Source organism: Bacteroidota bacterium (assembly GCA_017303905.1).
In the GTDB taxonomy this organism is placed as follows: Bacteria; Bacteroidota; Bacteroidia; order B-17B0; family Aurantibacillaceae; genus JAHEYG01.
On record JAFLBH010000003.1, the window covers coordinates 443,984 to 458,995 of the forward strand.

Consider the following 15,012-nt stretch of genomic DNA (forward strand, 5'->3'; position numbering starts at 1 on the left):
ATGAAAATATTCAGCGCACAACAAATAAAAGCCTGTGACAAATTCACAATAGAAAACGAACCCGTATCATCCATTGATTTAATGGAACGCGCGTCGTTAGCATGCATTAAATACATTGTCAAAAAATCATCGGTAGATGATGAATTTGCCATTTTTTGCGGAAAAGGTAACAATGGTGGCGATGGCTTAGCAATTGCCCGTCATTTAATTGTTCGTGGCTATGTTTGTAACGTATACATTGTAAATCATCAAGAAAAATATAGCGAAGATTGCGCCACTAATTTAGAGCGCTTAACCATTTTAAAACCGGAAGTAATTACCATTATCAATCATGAAGATCAACTTAATACTATTCCATTAAACAAAAATACAGTTGTAATTGATGCTTTGTTTGGTACCGGTTTAAATAAACCTATTACAGGAATTTGCGACAGTGTGGTTAATTTCATCAATGCCATCGGATTAAAAACCATTAGTATTGATATACCAAGCGGACTCTATGCTGATAAGCCAAATGAAAAAGAAGATACCATTGTTCGCTCCTCCATCACTTTAAGTTTTCAATTTCCAAAACTTTCCTTTTTAATGGCGCAAAACAAATATTTTGTTCCCGACTTCGAAATACTGGACATTGAATTAAGCAAAACATTTATTTCGAAAGAGAACACGCCATTCTATTTCATTACCAAATCAGATTTACAGCCTATTTTAAAATACCGCAATAAATTTTCACACAAGGGAAGTTTTGGTCACGCTTTATTATTATGCGGAACTTACGGTAAGATGGGTGCGGCAGTTATAGCAGCCAAAGCCTGCTTAAGAAGCGGTGCCGGCTTATTAACCGTACATGTGCCTTCTAAAGGCGTTAATATTATTCAGAACTCTATTCCGGAGGCAATGGTGAGTGCGGACAGCAATGAAAACTTCATCACCGAATTACCAAACATCGATAAGATAGCGACAGTTGGTGTGGGCCCGGGTTTAGGAACAGAATCAGAAACAGAAGTAGTCATTAAAAAATTACTCAACTACTCCTCTGCTCCTATCGTTTTTGACGCGGATGCCATAAATATTTTAGCTGCCAATAAAACCTGGTTGAGTTTTTTACCTGCTAATTCAATACTGACACCACATGTAAAAGAATTCGATCGACTCACAGAAAATCATCAAGACGATTTTGAAAGATTGAATAGTGCCAAACACTTTTCCTTAAAACACAATTGCATTTTAATTTTAAAGGGCACCTACACCTTAATTGCGATGCCCGACGGAAATTGCTTTTTTAACTCTACCGGTAATGCCGGTTTAGCGAAAGGAGGCAGTGGCGATACACTCACCGGAATAATTACCGGATTAATAGCGCGTGGTTATACGCCGCCTCAAGCTTCATTGTTGGGTGTATTTGTACACGGACTTGCTGCAGATTTGTGTTTAAAGAAAATAAATATCGAGAGTTTATTAGCAACAGATGTCATTGCTAAATTACCAAAGGCATTTGAAAAACTTTACGAATAACAACATTTACGCAGCAGTTTCACACCTAGTACTTAGCACCTTCAACGGCTAAATTAAATCCCGATTTCTTTACTTCATTTTGAAATGGTGCTAAGCGCAGCATTGGATTTGTATGATTAAAATGAATAAAAAACAATTTTGATTTTGTAAGTGAACTTTCGTTGCTGAATAAATTCATTGTTTCACTGACCAACGGATGAGGCACCTCTTCAATTTTCCTTCCCTTTAATTCATCCATTGAATAGAAAGTTGCATCCAAAAATGCATAATCCACTTTTTTAACTTCTTCTACAATATTCCTATTCCATTTTTGCCATTTATCAATATCGGGAATAAATAAATATTTTTTTTGTCCGGCGGAAAAACTGAACCCTGCGGTTTCACTGTATTCATCACGATGCGGAACGGTAAAAGCGCTAAGAGAGATAAAATTACCTATCGTAACAAATGCATCAGGTGTTAATTCCTTAATCAAAATGTTTTTTAAACTGACCAATTGACTCCAGGGCCCGTTTTCCTCCAGGAATTTTTTCATTTTAGGCAAACAGTAAACCGGAATTTCTTTGGTATTAAAAACTTCACGGCCCAAATTCATTAAACCGGTATAATGGCCAATGTGAGCATGTGTAATAAATATTCCCTCAGGTAAATAATTAAATTCAGACTTTGTTAAGTCCTTGAAGAGTTGTAGCTGCTTAGTAATATCCGGTGTAGCCTCGAATAACCACCATTTCTTTTCGTTTGGAGACACTAAAGCTAAAGAGACAATATTTCTCTTTAATGAATCGTTTTTCCATGCACTTTTGCAACATTCCTTTTCGCAACCCAAATGAGGATAACCACCATCCTGTGCAAGCCCTAATACTAACACGTATGGTTCTTGCGCATTCAACCTTACAACAAAAAAGAAAATGGCAATTATATTGAAGATAACTTTCAAGTTTTGTTTTATAAAATTATTTATGTTCGATTACATTACCTTCCGTATCTAAACTCAGAAACGGATTATAAGCAAACTCCCAATAGTTATTCTCAACGTCGGCTACATAACCTCTATAGCCTCCCCAAAACACTCTCTCCGGTGCTTTAACTATTTTGACGCCATTTGATTTGAATTTTTCAAAGAGTTCATCTATCTCACTCTCCGAATTCATATTTATCGCTAAGGTGAATTTTTTAAATCCAACGCCGTCATCCTTCACACCAATATCTTCAGCCAACTCGTGCTTTGGATATAAACCAAATATGAAACCATTTAATTTGAAGAACACTATTCCGTCGCTATCCTTCATCGGTGTCCAACCAAATTTATGGATATAAAAATTCTTCATGGCCGTTAAATCATGTACGCCAATGGTAAAAAAAGAAATTCTCTGTTTCATTTTATTGCTTATTAATCCAACGATCGACTTGCCAGGTGAGCAAACTCGTTCCAACACCTACAATGATACCGGCTAACACATCACTTCCATAATGCGCGCCTAAACGCATGCGTGAGTAACCAACTAATCCCGCATAGGTAAATGCAGGCACCGCTACATACCATTTTTTTGTACTCATGGTTAAAGCCGTTGCTGTAGCAAAAGCACAGGAAGTGTGTCCTGATGGAAATGAGAAACCGGATCTTCTTGTTCTTAATGTGATTTGATCCGGATAATCTGTATACGGACGTGGTCTTTTAATTGTTCTTTTTAAACCTTCTGTTATTGCAATGTTTGCTGCGATGGAAATAGCGGTTTTATACCCGTTGCGCATCATCGCATCATCTTTATCAATATATCCTTTGAGCCAAATTCCTCCGGTGCTCAACACCATAAACGGATAAACTCCGTCGGATGTCCAACGCATGGTTTCATCCCACATAGGATAATCCTTTGCGTTTACACTTTTTAAAATATCAAGATCGGTGTTTTGAGAGCGTAGAGAAAATACAAATCCAATAAAAAAAAGAATGACTATATGTTTTGCCTGAAAGATTGTTTTCACAGAATACCTCTTAATAATTATAAAAATAAGGAATCTGTTTAATACTGCGAAATCCCGAATTAAAATACTCCTACATCGTTGGTTTTTAACCAACCTTCATTACCGTTTTCTAACTTTATGAGTATCCAGTCGGCATTATACTCCATGATTTTTACACGGGTACCTTCATGCAAACTGAATTTTGATACCGATGTTGCGGATGGTTCCGGAAATATTTTAACTACCGGCGTTGTTATCACAGCGAAACTTGTTTGAACTTTCGCATTCACTGCAGACTTACCAAGGAAATAAACAATAAAGAAAGCCACTACCAAAACTATGGAAACAAAGAAAGATGCCCTGCGTATAACAGTGGTTGGTCCGGCGAAAAACAAATACAAAAACACAAACAAGAATGCACTTAAACCCACAGTGAACCAAGCCCAGGTGGTAGTTGAAAAAGAACTTAAGACATTTGTTTTTACGGCATTCACAAAAAAGTTTTCCTTCACTTCAATTTTATCAACGGTTTTAGAATAAGCCAACGTAATGTTGTTGATGACATCTTCGTTTTTAGGATCCAGTTTCTTGGCACGTTCATAATTATATATTGCTTTCCCTAACTGATTGTTCTTATAATAAGCATTTCCCAAATTATAATATAATCTCCACGAGCTATATCCTTTAGATGCCAGCTTTTCATATGCTTCAATTGCCTTCTTGTAATTTTTGGCTTCATAATAAGTTTCAGCCTGCGCTGCAAAATCCAAATCCGCCTTATCCGCTTGAGCCAATGACTTTACGGTTAGAAGAAAGAATACAAACGATATGTAAATAACCTTATGCATTTTTCAATTCACTTTCCATTTCAGAAATTAATTCCACAGTATCATTATATACCTTTTGCAAATCACCACTTACTGCTCCTGGCGCATACTTCGCCATTTCGCACACATTGATAGTATCGAATAATTTATTTTGTAAATCAGGTTTAATCATGCGTTGATTTAATTCCTTACCAATGTTTTCCTTTGATAAATCAGCCACCGCAATATTAAATTTATTTCCTAAGTAATGATTGATAGCATTAATGACTTCTGTATAAAACAATTCCTTGTTATTTTGCTTCATTTGCTTTTCCGCATTCACCAATTGCTTCTTTGCAACAGCAGCAGCTTTTCGTCCCTTTACTGCCACCACATCGCTATTACGCTTGAGGTAATACGAGCGATAACTCATTCCACCGGCAAACAATAACAATGGTAATACCATTAATAAAACATGCGTGGTAGAATTAAAAAACTCAGACTCATTTCGCGCTAAAAGTAAATCTCCCTTCTTAATATAACGGATGTCATTTTCAGTTTCCTTTACTTCATGCTTTAAATGATCAAAGACTTTTGCAGCGGCATCCCCTTTACCATCACCCGGCGTTACGGTAATTTTCATTTCAGCGGAAGGAATTGTAACATACTTCTTTTTTTCCGCATCAAAATAACTGAAATCCAATCCGCCAATTGTAAACTCTCCTGCCTCGCGTGGAATGATTAAATAATTATAGGTTTTAGAACCACTTACACCGCCGGCATTTGAAATATTCTCTGAAATTTTTGGCTCGTAGCTTTCAAAACTCTCCGGTAAATTTAATTTAGGCGGCTCAATTAATTTCACATTCCCCTTTCCGCTAATCGTGATTTTCAAATTAAAAGCGTCATTTGCTTTAACATTACTTTTACTGGCTTCTGCTTTGTAATTAAAACTTCCTACACCACCCAGAAAACCATTTGGTTTATTTTCCTCAGGTAAAGCTTGCACATTAATAACAATCGGCTTGCTCTTCACCTTAACCGCTACATCCTCATATCCTCCGGTTCCAAAAAACTGCTCAAAAATATTACGCGGCTTTTTGCTGCTTTGTTTTCTTACCACACATTCCAATTCGGTTGGATCAATCGTAAGCTGTCCGGTGCGCTGAGGGAAAACATACGTTCTGCTAAATTCACCAACGTAATAATTTACACCGTCTACATTCTCAATTTGTAACTGAATGTTTCCTGTATTCTCCTGTGTTTGTGACCAAAAACCATTGTAAGAAGGAAATTTCACGTTTTGAAACCCGCGTAAGTCTAATCGTGAATACACTTTTTGCGTTACAGTAACCTGTTCTCCTAAATAACACTTTGTTTTACTTACAGTAGTGCGAAGAAAAACATCTTCACCACTCACTTTCGTACTTACACCTCCATCATCACCTCCACCTGTATTACCTTGCTGCGTTTGGCCTGAGCTCGCTCCCTTAGAAGCCTCAATAGTAAGAGGTGCCGACTTTATGTTTTGTCCGCCAACCAACATGGTCATAGGACCTATCGTAATCTTACCTTCCCGTTTGGCAGCGATTAAAAATGAGATGGAGAATGATTGCGACATATTTCCGTTGATGTATTGCATACTCTGACTCTGATTAGGTCCGGAGTAAATATCGAAATCCTTAAAATCGGGAGGTGTGTAAGTAGACGGAGTAGAGTTAACGGTAAAGGCAATTTGAAAAGGAACACCCACTTGTACACGTGAGGAGCTTACTTGTACTTCTATCTTTTGAGCAAAAGAAAAAGCACAGGCAAAAACAAATAACGCAAGGGCTATTGTTTTAATTCTATTGCTTAAACTATTTCTCATTAAACTCATTCTTACTTCTTATACTTTAATTATTCTGTCTCCTACCAATCCTTCTCCGTTTTCACTTTCTGTCCCTCACCTTTCTTCTTCTTGCCCTGCAATTTTTGCTCTGCATTTTTTAGAGCGTTCAACATCTGTTCGGCTTGTTCCTTCGACATTTGAGGTTGTTGTTGCTGCTGTTGTTGCTGCTGTTGCTGTTGTTGATTATCCTTGTTCTGATTCTTTTGTTGCTCTTTCAGTTTTTTTAATGCGTAGGCTAAATTATAACGGGTTTCCTCATCTTTTGAGTTAAGCTTTAATGACTTTTTATAAGCATCCACAGCAGCTTGGTAGTTTTTTTGCTGCAAACGACAATTACCTAAATTATGGAGCGCACGATGCAAAGTGTCTTTATCAGATACTGTTTGTGAAATTAAATCGAACTGACCGGCTGCTTCATCAAACATGATATTAGCCAGGGAATCGGGCTTCATTCCCATGATAGGATTCTGATTCTTGGAGTTTTTCACTCCCATGGCCTCCTTATAAATCGCATCACCCAAATTAAAATTTGCCTTGCGGTTATCCGGCTTAGCCTTTAATGCTTCACGGTAGTTATTAATTGCCTGGATATTTCTTGCACTGTGATAATTATTATTGCCTTCATAGATAAGTTGTTTATCATTTTGAGCTGCCGCATCAATTGTACTTAAGGTTAAAAGCGCAAGTGCAGCTGTAGACTTTTTATCGGCTGTAACTTTATTAAAGAAATTACGGAACCAATTACTTACCCTTTCACTGATGAAAAATTCTAAGATCAAAAACAATAAAGCCAATCCCAAAAACCACTGAAACTGGTCTTCATAATCGGTAAACATTTTTGTATCAATCATTTTTTTATCCATCTGCGCTAACTTATCTAAAATAGCATTTAATCCAATATCCGCATTGGTTGCTTGAACAAAGATACCATCCGTCTTTCCTGCAATTTCCTGCAACACCTCTTTATTTAATTTAGTAACTACAGTATTACCATCTTTATCTTTTCTATAGCCTGCTACTTGTCCGCCCTGCATAATCGGAATAGGCACACCATTCTCGGATCCTACTCCAATGGTATTAATTATGATTCCGGCTTTGGCCGCTTCCTCTGCTGCTTCCACCGCTTCCGGTTCGTGGTTCTCACCATCCGTTATTACTACAATGGTCTTATTCTTTTCTTCATCTTTACTAAAACCCTCTAACGCTTTTCGGATTGCGGCACCGATATTTGTACCTTGAGTAGGCACCATTTCTGTATTAATACTTCCTAAAAACAACTTGGCAGCGCTATAATCTGTTGTGATTGGCAATTGAACATAAGCCTCTCCGGCAAAAACAATAATTCCCAAGCGATCGCCCTGCAATTTATCAATCATCTTCTCTAAAGCATATTTGGCGCGTTCTAAACGGTTCGGACTTAAATCCTGTGCCATCATCGAATTGGAAACATCCAAACACACAATGATATCAGCGCCTTCACGTTTTACTTCCTCGGTTTTACTACCGGTTTGCAAATTGCATAACGCTAAAATCAAACTACTAAAACCAAGCAATAACAAAATAAACTTTGTTACCTTTTTTGATTTTGATACATCGGGCACCAACGATTTTACCAGGTTATACTCGCCTAATTTTTTCAATTGCTTTTTTGTGCTGTATAAATACCAGATAAAAATTATCAGCATCACCGGCAAAATGGCAAAGGCATAAAAAAATATGTGATTCTCGAACCTGAACATTTTATGGCACTGATTTAAAAATGGTACGTTTTAATAGAAACTCAAGCAGTAAACTTATTAATGCTCCAAGAGCAAATGGTAAAAAATGCTCTGCCTTATTGGTGAAACTTTTTTCGCTAATAATGGTTTTTTCCATCTTATCGATTTCCTTATAAATATTAGAAAGACTTTCTTTATCTGTAGCACGGAAATATTTCCCGCCCGTCATTTGTGAAATCTTATTCATCACCGCTTCATCAATTTCAACATCTACATAATCATATTCTAATTGTCCGTTCGGATACATGGCCACCGGCTGTAAAGCTTTTCCTTTACTTCCAACACCAATTGTATAAACACGCAAACCATAAGTTTGCGCAATTTCTCCTGCCGTAAGCGGAGTGATTTCTCCCACATTACTCACACCGTCGGAAATCAAGATAATTACTTTACTCTTTGCCTTGCTGTCTTTTAAGCGGGATACTGCGCTCGCCAATCCTAAACCAATAGCGGTTCCCTGATCCAGCATACCCGCTTTAATTTCAGGGAACATATTCTTTAATACCTTATGATCTACAGTAAGCGGACATTGTGTAAACGCTTCACCACTGAAAATAACCATACCGATTTTATCATTCGGACGAGCATCAATAAAATCTAAAATAACTTCCTTCGCTACTTCCAATCGATTAGGTTTAAAATCCTTTGCAAGCATGGATAAGGAAATATCCATTGATATAACAATATCGATACCTTCTGTTTTAACGTCCTTCCAGCTGCTGCGCGATTGCGGACGAGCCAAAGCGAGAATTAAAAGAGAAATACCGATTAAACGTAACGCAAAGGTAGAATGACGAAGTTTAGCTTTTAATGAAGAACCAATGTTTTTAAAATTGTCGAAAGAAGAAAAATTCAACTCCCCCTCATAATTCTTTAAACGGATGAGATACCAAACCAACATTGCCGGAAGTAACAGAAACAACCAGAACCATTGCTTTTCGGCAAACTGTATGTCTTCCAAAAACGAAATCATGACGGTTGCTGAGTATTATCGTTCGTTTCTACTTTCACTTCTTCTGCCTGATATTCTTCCTCACGTTTTGTGCCATTTACAAAATCAATGGCATTTTGCAATGCTAAAGTATGCTCCTGTTCAATTGGAATTTGTTTAGCGAATTTTACAAGATCCGCGAGTACCAATAACTGTTGTAATTTTTCCTTGCTTAATGAGTCTACCACTTGCGATCTAAATGCTCGCATAATTTCATCAGTGGTTAACTCGAGTGCTTGTATACCAAATCGTCCTTCTATATATAAACGAATAGAATCCGTAATGGCTGAATAATATTCTTTTGTTTTTCCGTCTTTCCAAATTTGCTCCGCTTTAATTTTCTCCAGCTGTTCCAAGGCAAGAATGTGTGGCGGAATATCCGGTTTGCGTTCTACAATAGCCTCCGGTTTTTTGCGGGTTAATCGCATAATAATAAAAATGATAAGCGCCAAAATCAAAATGGCACCGCCGATTGTATACACCGTAGGCAAATACCATTTCCAATCAAAAGGTTCTTCAAAAGGAGGTTTGATATCCTTTACAGTGGCATCGGTAGTGTCAGTTGGAACAGTATTTACTTCTAAAAACAAAGCCTCCGTTAAATAAGGATTTGCTGTATCATCATTCACAATAAACTTAAAAGGAGGGATTGCGAAATAACCCGAATCGTAAGCTGAAACCACGAACTGCTGATGGTATTGAATAACACCCGGATTGCTTTTATCAGGAATAGTTGAATCGATTGGTGTTTTAGAAATAATCTCTACTTTACCTGAGATAGTATCTTCGAATGAGGGCCAATCTATTTTAATATTTTTTTGCGCATTTACATCATAAGTAACATACAAATCCAATTTAGTTTCTTCACCAATCCGGATTTTACTTGAATCAATAACCGCATTTACACGAATGTTTTGAGAATAACCCAAGCAACACAAGAGTGCAAAAAACGTCATAAGGAAAATATGTGTTATTTTAAATCTCATTCAAACTCTTATCGTCTCTTAAATAAATTCATTAATGGTTTAATATACCCTTCGTGTGTATATATATCGCAATAGTCTACACCACTGCGATTAAAATTTTCCTTCACGGCATCCTCACGTTTCAAAAGATTTAATTTAAATTGTTTTTGAAAAGAAGAGCTGCTAGTATCTACCCACATTGTCTTCCCGCTTTCATTATCTTTCAGCTTAATCAAGCCTACTTTCGGAATTTCCATTTCCGCTTTGTCATTCACTTTTAAAGCAATCACATCATGTTTTTTATTGGCAATTTTAAGCGCGTCAGAATAATTGGCCGTTGAATAAAAATCTGAAATCAAAAACACGGTGCTGCGTTTCTTAATCACATTCGTTAAATATTTCAGAGCCAATTCAACATTTGTTCCCTTGCTTTCTGCTTTAAAGTCAATCAGCTCACGAATGATACGAAGTACGTGCGATTTTCCTTTTTTAGGCGGAATAAACTTTTCGATTTTATCGGAAAAGAAAATAATTCCGATTTTATCATTATTGGTGGAAGCTGAAAATGCAACCACTGCACACAATTCGGTAATCAAATCTTTTTTGAATTGCTTTTGTGTTCCGAAAAATCCGCTTGCACTTACATCAACCAATAATACTACGCTGAGCTCACGTTCTTCTTCAAACACCTTCACATAAGGCGTATTGAAACGAGCTGTCACATTCCAGTCGATGGTGCGAACATCATCACCGGGTGTATATTCGCGAACTTCGGAAAACGCCATACCCCTTCCTTTAAACGCGCTATGGTATTCACCGGAAAAAATCTGGCGACTTAACCCGCGGGTTTTGATTTCGATTTTGCGTACTTTTTTTAGCAGCTCAGCTGTTTCCATTTTAGTTCGTAGTTGGTAGTTAGTAGTTCGTAGATGGCATTCGCAATTAAATTCTACGAACTACCAACTACTAGGGTACTTCAACAGTATTTAATATTTCGGTAATGATGTTTTCGGTAGTAATATTTTCTGCTTCCGCTTCGTAAGTTAACCCGATACGATGACGCATCACATCCGTACAAATTGCGCGTACATCTTCAGGAATTACGTAACCGCGGCGTTTAATAAAAGCGTAAGCTTTAGCTGCTAATGCAAGATTTATACTTGCACGAGGTGAACCACCGTAAGAAATAAGTCCGTCGAACTTATCTAATTTATATTCTTTAGGGAAACGTGTTGCAAAAACAATATCTACAATGTAGCGTTCAATTTTTTCATCCATATATACATCTTTAACAGCAGCACGTGCTTTAAGAATATCTTCAGGATTTAAAACTGCATTTGGTTTTGGCATTCCTTGCGGAGAAATGTTAGAAGCGATGATTTTTCTTTCATCTTCCTTGGTTGGATAGCCAATCACTACTTTTAACATAAAACGATCCATTTGCGCTTCAGGTAATGGATAAGTTCCCTCTTGCTCTACCGGATTCTGAGTAGCAAGTACTAAGAAAGGATTTGGTAAAGGAAACGTTTGATCACCGATAGTTACCTGTTTCTCTTGCATGGCCTCTAATAAAGCCGATTGCACTTTTGCCGGAGCACGGTTAATCTCATCAGCCAATACGAAATTGGCAAAAATAGGACCTTTACGAATGGAGAACTGTTCTTGCTTTTGATTGTAAATCATGGTACCGATTAAATCGGCCGGCAATAAATCGGGTGTAAACTGAATACGACTGAAATCAGCCTTCACACACTTAGCTAACGTGTTAATTGCCAAAGTTTTTGCCAAGCCCGGAACCCCTTCCAAAAGGATATGTCCGTTACTGAGTAAACCAATAAGTAATCGCTCCACCATGTGTTTCTGACCCACAATGACCTTATCCATTTCAACGGTTAGGAGGTCGACAAAAGCACTTTCGCGCTGAATTCTTTCGTTAATTTCTCTGATATCTACCATAAGTAAAAAATGTGTTCAAAATTAGCAATGACGCGGGTTTACGAGGGTAAAGGGCCTGTTAAAAGATGTTAACCCTCAGAGGGGATTAACGTTGTTTGGCTAAGGTTAATGAAAGGTTAAAAAAAGGGCTTATTTAGACAGGTTATAAATAACAAAAAAAATACCCTTTAATACGTAGTTTGAGATTCCAAATATTTCTTTATTTTTGGTAAAATTTTTAAAAATTCAACTATGAAAAAAATTACAATTTTAGCTGTTGCAGCATTAGCAATCAGCTTTGCGTCTTGCAAAAAAGACCGCACTTGTACTTGTACTAACACAAGTTCAAGCTCTAGTGGTTCAACAACTACTACTATTACAATCAAGAAAATTAGCAAGAAAGATGCTAAAGATGCTTGTCAAAAAAGAACTTGGACATCAACCACTTCTTCTGGGACAAATGTTAATACTCAAGATTGCAAATTAAGTTAATTATAAACAATTTTAAATATTATAAAATGAAAAAAGTATTTATTCCATTAATGTTGGTAGCTATAGTAAGCTTATCATCATGTCATAAAGCAAGAACTTGTACTTGTACAGTTACATCTACTAGTTCTTTTAGTTCAGCAAGCACAACTTCAACTGAAATTCAAACTTGGGAAAACGCTTCAAAACATGAAGCTAATTCTGCTTGTGCTTCTCGCACAGAAGTTACAACTGTTACAGGTGGTAGTTTTACAGACACTTACGATTGTAAATTAGACTAATTGTTTGACAATTGTTTTATAAATTAGGCGTTCAAAATTGAACGCCTTTTTTTGTTTCAATGAAAGAGAAAATTCTTAAAATAGTTTGGATTGTATTAAGCAGTTTAATGGGCTTACTTTTTATCTATTCAGGCTACACTAAATTATATCCTATTGAGCCTTTCGAATACACTTTTGTGGATTTAGGAATTGGAGGCTGGACATTTGCACCATTTATTGCCCGTTTTATGATTGGGCTTGAATTTTTTATTGGTTTAATGTTATTCTTTAATCTACACCTTAAGAAATTCACCATTAAACTTACTTCCGCTGTTCTTGTTTTCTTCACCGTATACCTGTTAATCATGATTTTGAGAGAGGGCAATAACGGAAATTGCGGATGCTTTGGTAATGCTTTGGCAATGACACCACTTCAGGCAATAATCAAAAACGTTATTATGATGGGGGTTTGTGGATTAATTTACAAAATGCATGAAGGTTTTACATTCGGAAAATTAAGTAAATGGTTAAGTATTACTTTTTTTGTTACTTCCATGGCAATGCCTCATGTTTTAAATTATGTTGATTTGGATTATTCTGAATCATACTTGAATAAACCTGAAGAAAATTTCGAGATTCCCTTAGATACTTTATACAACAATGCTAAAGTAAATATACCTCCCAAATCGCTATCTAAAGGTAAACACATTCTAGCGTTCATGAGTTTGTCATGTCCGCATTGTAGAATTGCCGCGAAAAAAATGAGAATTATGTTAGAGAAAAACCCCAACATAAGTATCTATTTTATTTTAAATGGTGAAGAGAAAAAAATGGAAGGATTTTATGAAGACACAAAAACACAAAACATTCCTTATTGCATGTTGCGTGCGAGACCGTTTATTTTTCTGGCAGGAACTAATCTTCCAACAATTTACCTCATTAACAACTCAACCGTTGAGCATTGGGTGAATTACATGGAGCTTGACCAGACGGAAGTGGAAAAATGGTTAGCGGAATAAGCTAAATATGCTTTAATATTTCCTTTTCTACTTCTTCACTATCCCACTTCTTTTCAATATCCGGCATCGCCATAATTTTTTGCATGATGGCTTCTTGTCGCGCACCTTCTTTTAATGCTGTGCTATAACGTATATGCGGACTATACGTCACCATACTGTAAAGCGGAATCCATTTATCAGGATATTTTTCATTGAAGCGTGCTTCAATTTTTTTCTGTAATAAAAATTTAGGATCGGCGGTTTTATCACGCATTTCAATAAAATTCGCAATCGCCAAATCAGCAATGGCATCACCGTCCGGTTTACGTAATGATTGGTACTCCGGTAAAATTTTATTCCAGTCTTCGTTGTATTTGGTTATTAATTCATTTAACACTACACAATCTTCAAATCCACAATTCATACCTTGTCCGAAAAAAGGAACAATCGCATGTGCTGCATCTCCAATTAATGCCACTTTGTTATCGAATACCCACGGAAAACATTTAACAGTAACAAGTGATGAAGTTGGATTATTGAAAAAATCATCAAGCAATGTTGGCATTAGTGGCACTGCATCCGGAAATTCTTCATTAAAAAATTTCGTCACATCCTCACGGGTTTTTAATTTCTCAAATGACTTCTCACCTTCAAATGGTAAAAATAATGTACACGTAAAATTACCATCCGGATTTGGTAAGGCAATCATCATGAAACTTCCGCGCGGCCAAATATGCAATGCGTTTTTCTCCATTAAGAAAGTACCGCCCTCTCCCGGAGGAATAATCAATTCTTTATAGCCCGCAGAAATATAATGTTGATTGTACTCGAAACGATCGTTGTTGAGCTGCATGTTTAAGCGTGAAGCCGCGAAGGCGCCATCTGCTCCAAAAATCAAATCGCTGCTTGAAACCGAAGTGTTTTTATTTTCCTCATTCATAAATGAGGCTTCCATCTTCACCCTGTCAACCGCAGTGCAACGTTCATTAAAATGAATTTTTACACCCGCTTCACGCTCGGCTAAATCCATCAACTTCATGTTTATCTCTGCACGAGAAACAGAGTAGATGGCTTGTTCCTTCTTTCCATAAGGCTGAAAGGCCGTTGATCCGTCGCGATTATGAATAAATCGTCCGTACATAGGTATCGCGATTTTGCGTACCTCATCGGCAATTCCAACACCTTCCAATCCGCGCCAGCCTCTATCACTTAAGGCCAGGTTTATTGATTTTCCGGCTGACATTTTTGTTTTACGCATATCCGGTCGGCGCTCATAAATATTAACCTTATATCCTTTTTTTGCGAGATAAATGGATAATAACGAGCCCACAAGGCCGGCTCCGATGATGTTTACGTTTTTATTCATAGGTTTTAGAATAAGCAAGTTTACATAAAAGCTTTGATTTTACTAAGGAAAAA

Annotated in this window: 15 protein-coding genes; 4 read left to right on the top strand and 11 right to left on the bottom strand. The window is 36.9% G+C overall.

The features are described 5' to 3' along the window. Positions 1 to 1,515, top strand: a complete 1,515-nt coding sequence (locus J0L69_12570) for an NAD(P)H-hydrate dehydratase (GenBank protein MBN8694021.1) — start codon at positions 1 to 3, stop codon at positions 1,513 to 1,515. Positions 1,516 to 1,540: 25 nt separating this feature from the next. Here the strand turns inward: J0L69_12570 and J0L69_12575 are convergent, their stop codons facing one another. From J0L69_12575 to J0L69_12620, 10 genes are all read right to left on the bottom strand, one after another. Further along, on the bottom strand, positions 1,541 to 2,467 hold the full coding sequence (locus tag J0L69_12575) for a pyrroloquinoline quinone biosynthesis protein PqqB (protein ID MBN8694022.1): 927 nt from the start codon (positions 2,465 to 2,467) through the stop codon (positions 1,541 to 1,543). 4 nt (positions 2,468 to 2,471) lie between these two features. Beyond that, the gene (locus J0L69_12580) at positions 2,472 to 2,897 is read right to left on the bottom strand and encodes a VOC family protein (GenBank protein MBN8694023.1); all 426 of its coding nucleotides are present in this window, start codon (positions 2,895 to 2,897) and stop codon (positions 2,472 to 2,474) included. Between the two features lies 1 nt (position 2,898). Further along, entirely contained in the window at positions 2,899 to 3,501 is a 603-nt protein-coding gene (locus tag J0L69_12585; GenBank protein ID MBN8694024.1) for a phosphatase PAP2 family protein, read from the bottom strand. A 59-nt stretch (positions 3,502 to 3,560) separates the two neighbouring features. Beyond that, positions 3,561 to 4,328 (bottom strand): tetratricopeptide repeat protein, encoded by a 768-nt coding sequence (locus J0L69_12590; GenBank protein ID MBN8694025.1) that lies wholly within the window; start codon positions 4,326 to 4,328, stop codon positions 3,561 to 3,563. After that, positions 4,321 to 6,165, bottom strand: a complete 1,845-nt coding sequence (locus J0L69_12595) for a protein BatD (protein MBN8694026.1) — start codon at positions 6,163 to 6,165, stop codon at positions 4,321 to 4,323. Before J0L69_12595 ends, J0L69_12590 begins: the two co-directional genes overlap by 8 nt. 32 nt (positions 6,166 to 6,197) lie before the next feature. Beyond that, positions 6,198 to 7,916: a VWA domain-containing protein gene (locus tag J0L69_12600; protein ID MBN8694027.1), complete on the bottom strand. Its 1,719-nt coding sequence runs from the start codon at positions 7,914 to 7,916 to the stop codon at positions 6,198 to 6,200. Between the two features lies 1 nt (position 7,917). After that, positions 7,918 to 8,928 (bottom strand): VWA domain-containing protein, encoded by a 1,011-nt coding sequence (locus J0L69_12605; protein MBN8694028.1) that lies wholly within the window; start codon positions 8,926 to 8,928, stop codon positions 7,918 to 7,920. After that, positions 8,925 to 9,902, bottom strand: a complete 978-nt coding sequence (locus J0L69_12610) for a hypothetical protein (protein ID MBN8694029.1) — start codon at positions 9,900 to 9,902, stop codon at positions 8,925 to 8,927. Before J0L69_12610 ends, J0L69_12605 begins: the two co-directional genes overlap by 4 nt. 38 nt (positions 9,903 to 9,940) lie before the next feature. Beyond that, complete coding sequence (locus J0L69_12615) at positions 9,941 to 10,807, bottom strand: DUF58 domain-containing protein (GenBank protein ID MBN8694030.1); 867 nt, start codon at positions 10,805 to 10,807, stop codon at positions 9,941 to 9,943. A 70-nt stretch (positions 10,808 to 10,877) separates the two neighbouring features. Beyond that, on the bottom strand, positions 10,878 to 11,867 hold the full coding sequence (locus J0L69_12620; protein ID MBN8694031.1) for an AAA family ATPase: 990 nt from the start codon (positions 11,865 to 11,867) through the stop codon (positions 10,878 to 10,880). Positions 11,868 to 12,098: 231 nt separating this feature from the next. On the opposite strand from J0L69_12620, the gene J0L69_12625 reads away from it, so the two are divergent. From J0L69_12625 to J0L69_12635, 3 genes are read left to right on the top strand one after another with little or no spacing between them, the layout of a single operon-like run. Continuing rightward, complete coding sequence (locus tag J0L69_12625; protein MBN8694032.1) at positions 12,099 to 12,338, top strand: hypothetical protein; 240 nt, start codon at positions 12,099 to 12,101, stop codon at positions 12,336 to 12,338. A 26-nt stretch (positions 12,339 to 12,364) separates the two neighbouring features. Beyond that, positions 12,365 to 12,616 (top strand): hypothetical protein, encoded by a 252-nt coding sequence (locus J0L69_12630; GenBank protein MBN8694033.1) that lies wholly within the window; start codon positions 12,365 to 12,367, stop codon positions 12,614 to 12,616. 59 nt (positions 12,617 to 12,675) lie between these two features. After that, positions 12,676 to 13,614 (top strand): hypothetical protein, encoded by a 939-nt coding sequence (locus J0L69_12635; protein ID MBN8694034.1) that lies wholly within the window; start codon positions 12,676 to 12,678, stop codon positions 13,612 to 13,614. A gap of 1 nt (position 13,615) precedes the next feature. Here J0L69_12635 and J0L69_12640 read toward each other — a convergent pair whose 3' ends face one another. Then, positions 13,616 to 14,959 (bottom strand): FAD-dependent monooxygenase, encoded by a 1,344-nt coding sequence (locus J0L69_12640; protein ID MBN8694035.1) that lies wholly within the window; start codon positions 14,957 to 14,959, stop codon positions 13,616 to 13,618. Between the last annotated feature and the right edge of the window lie 53 nt (positions 14,960 to 15,012).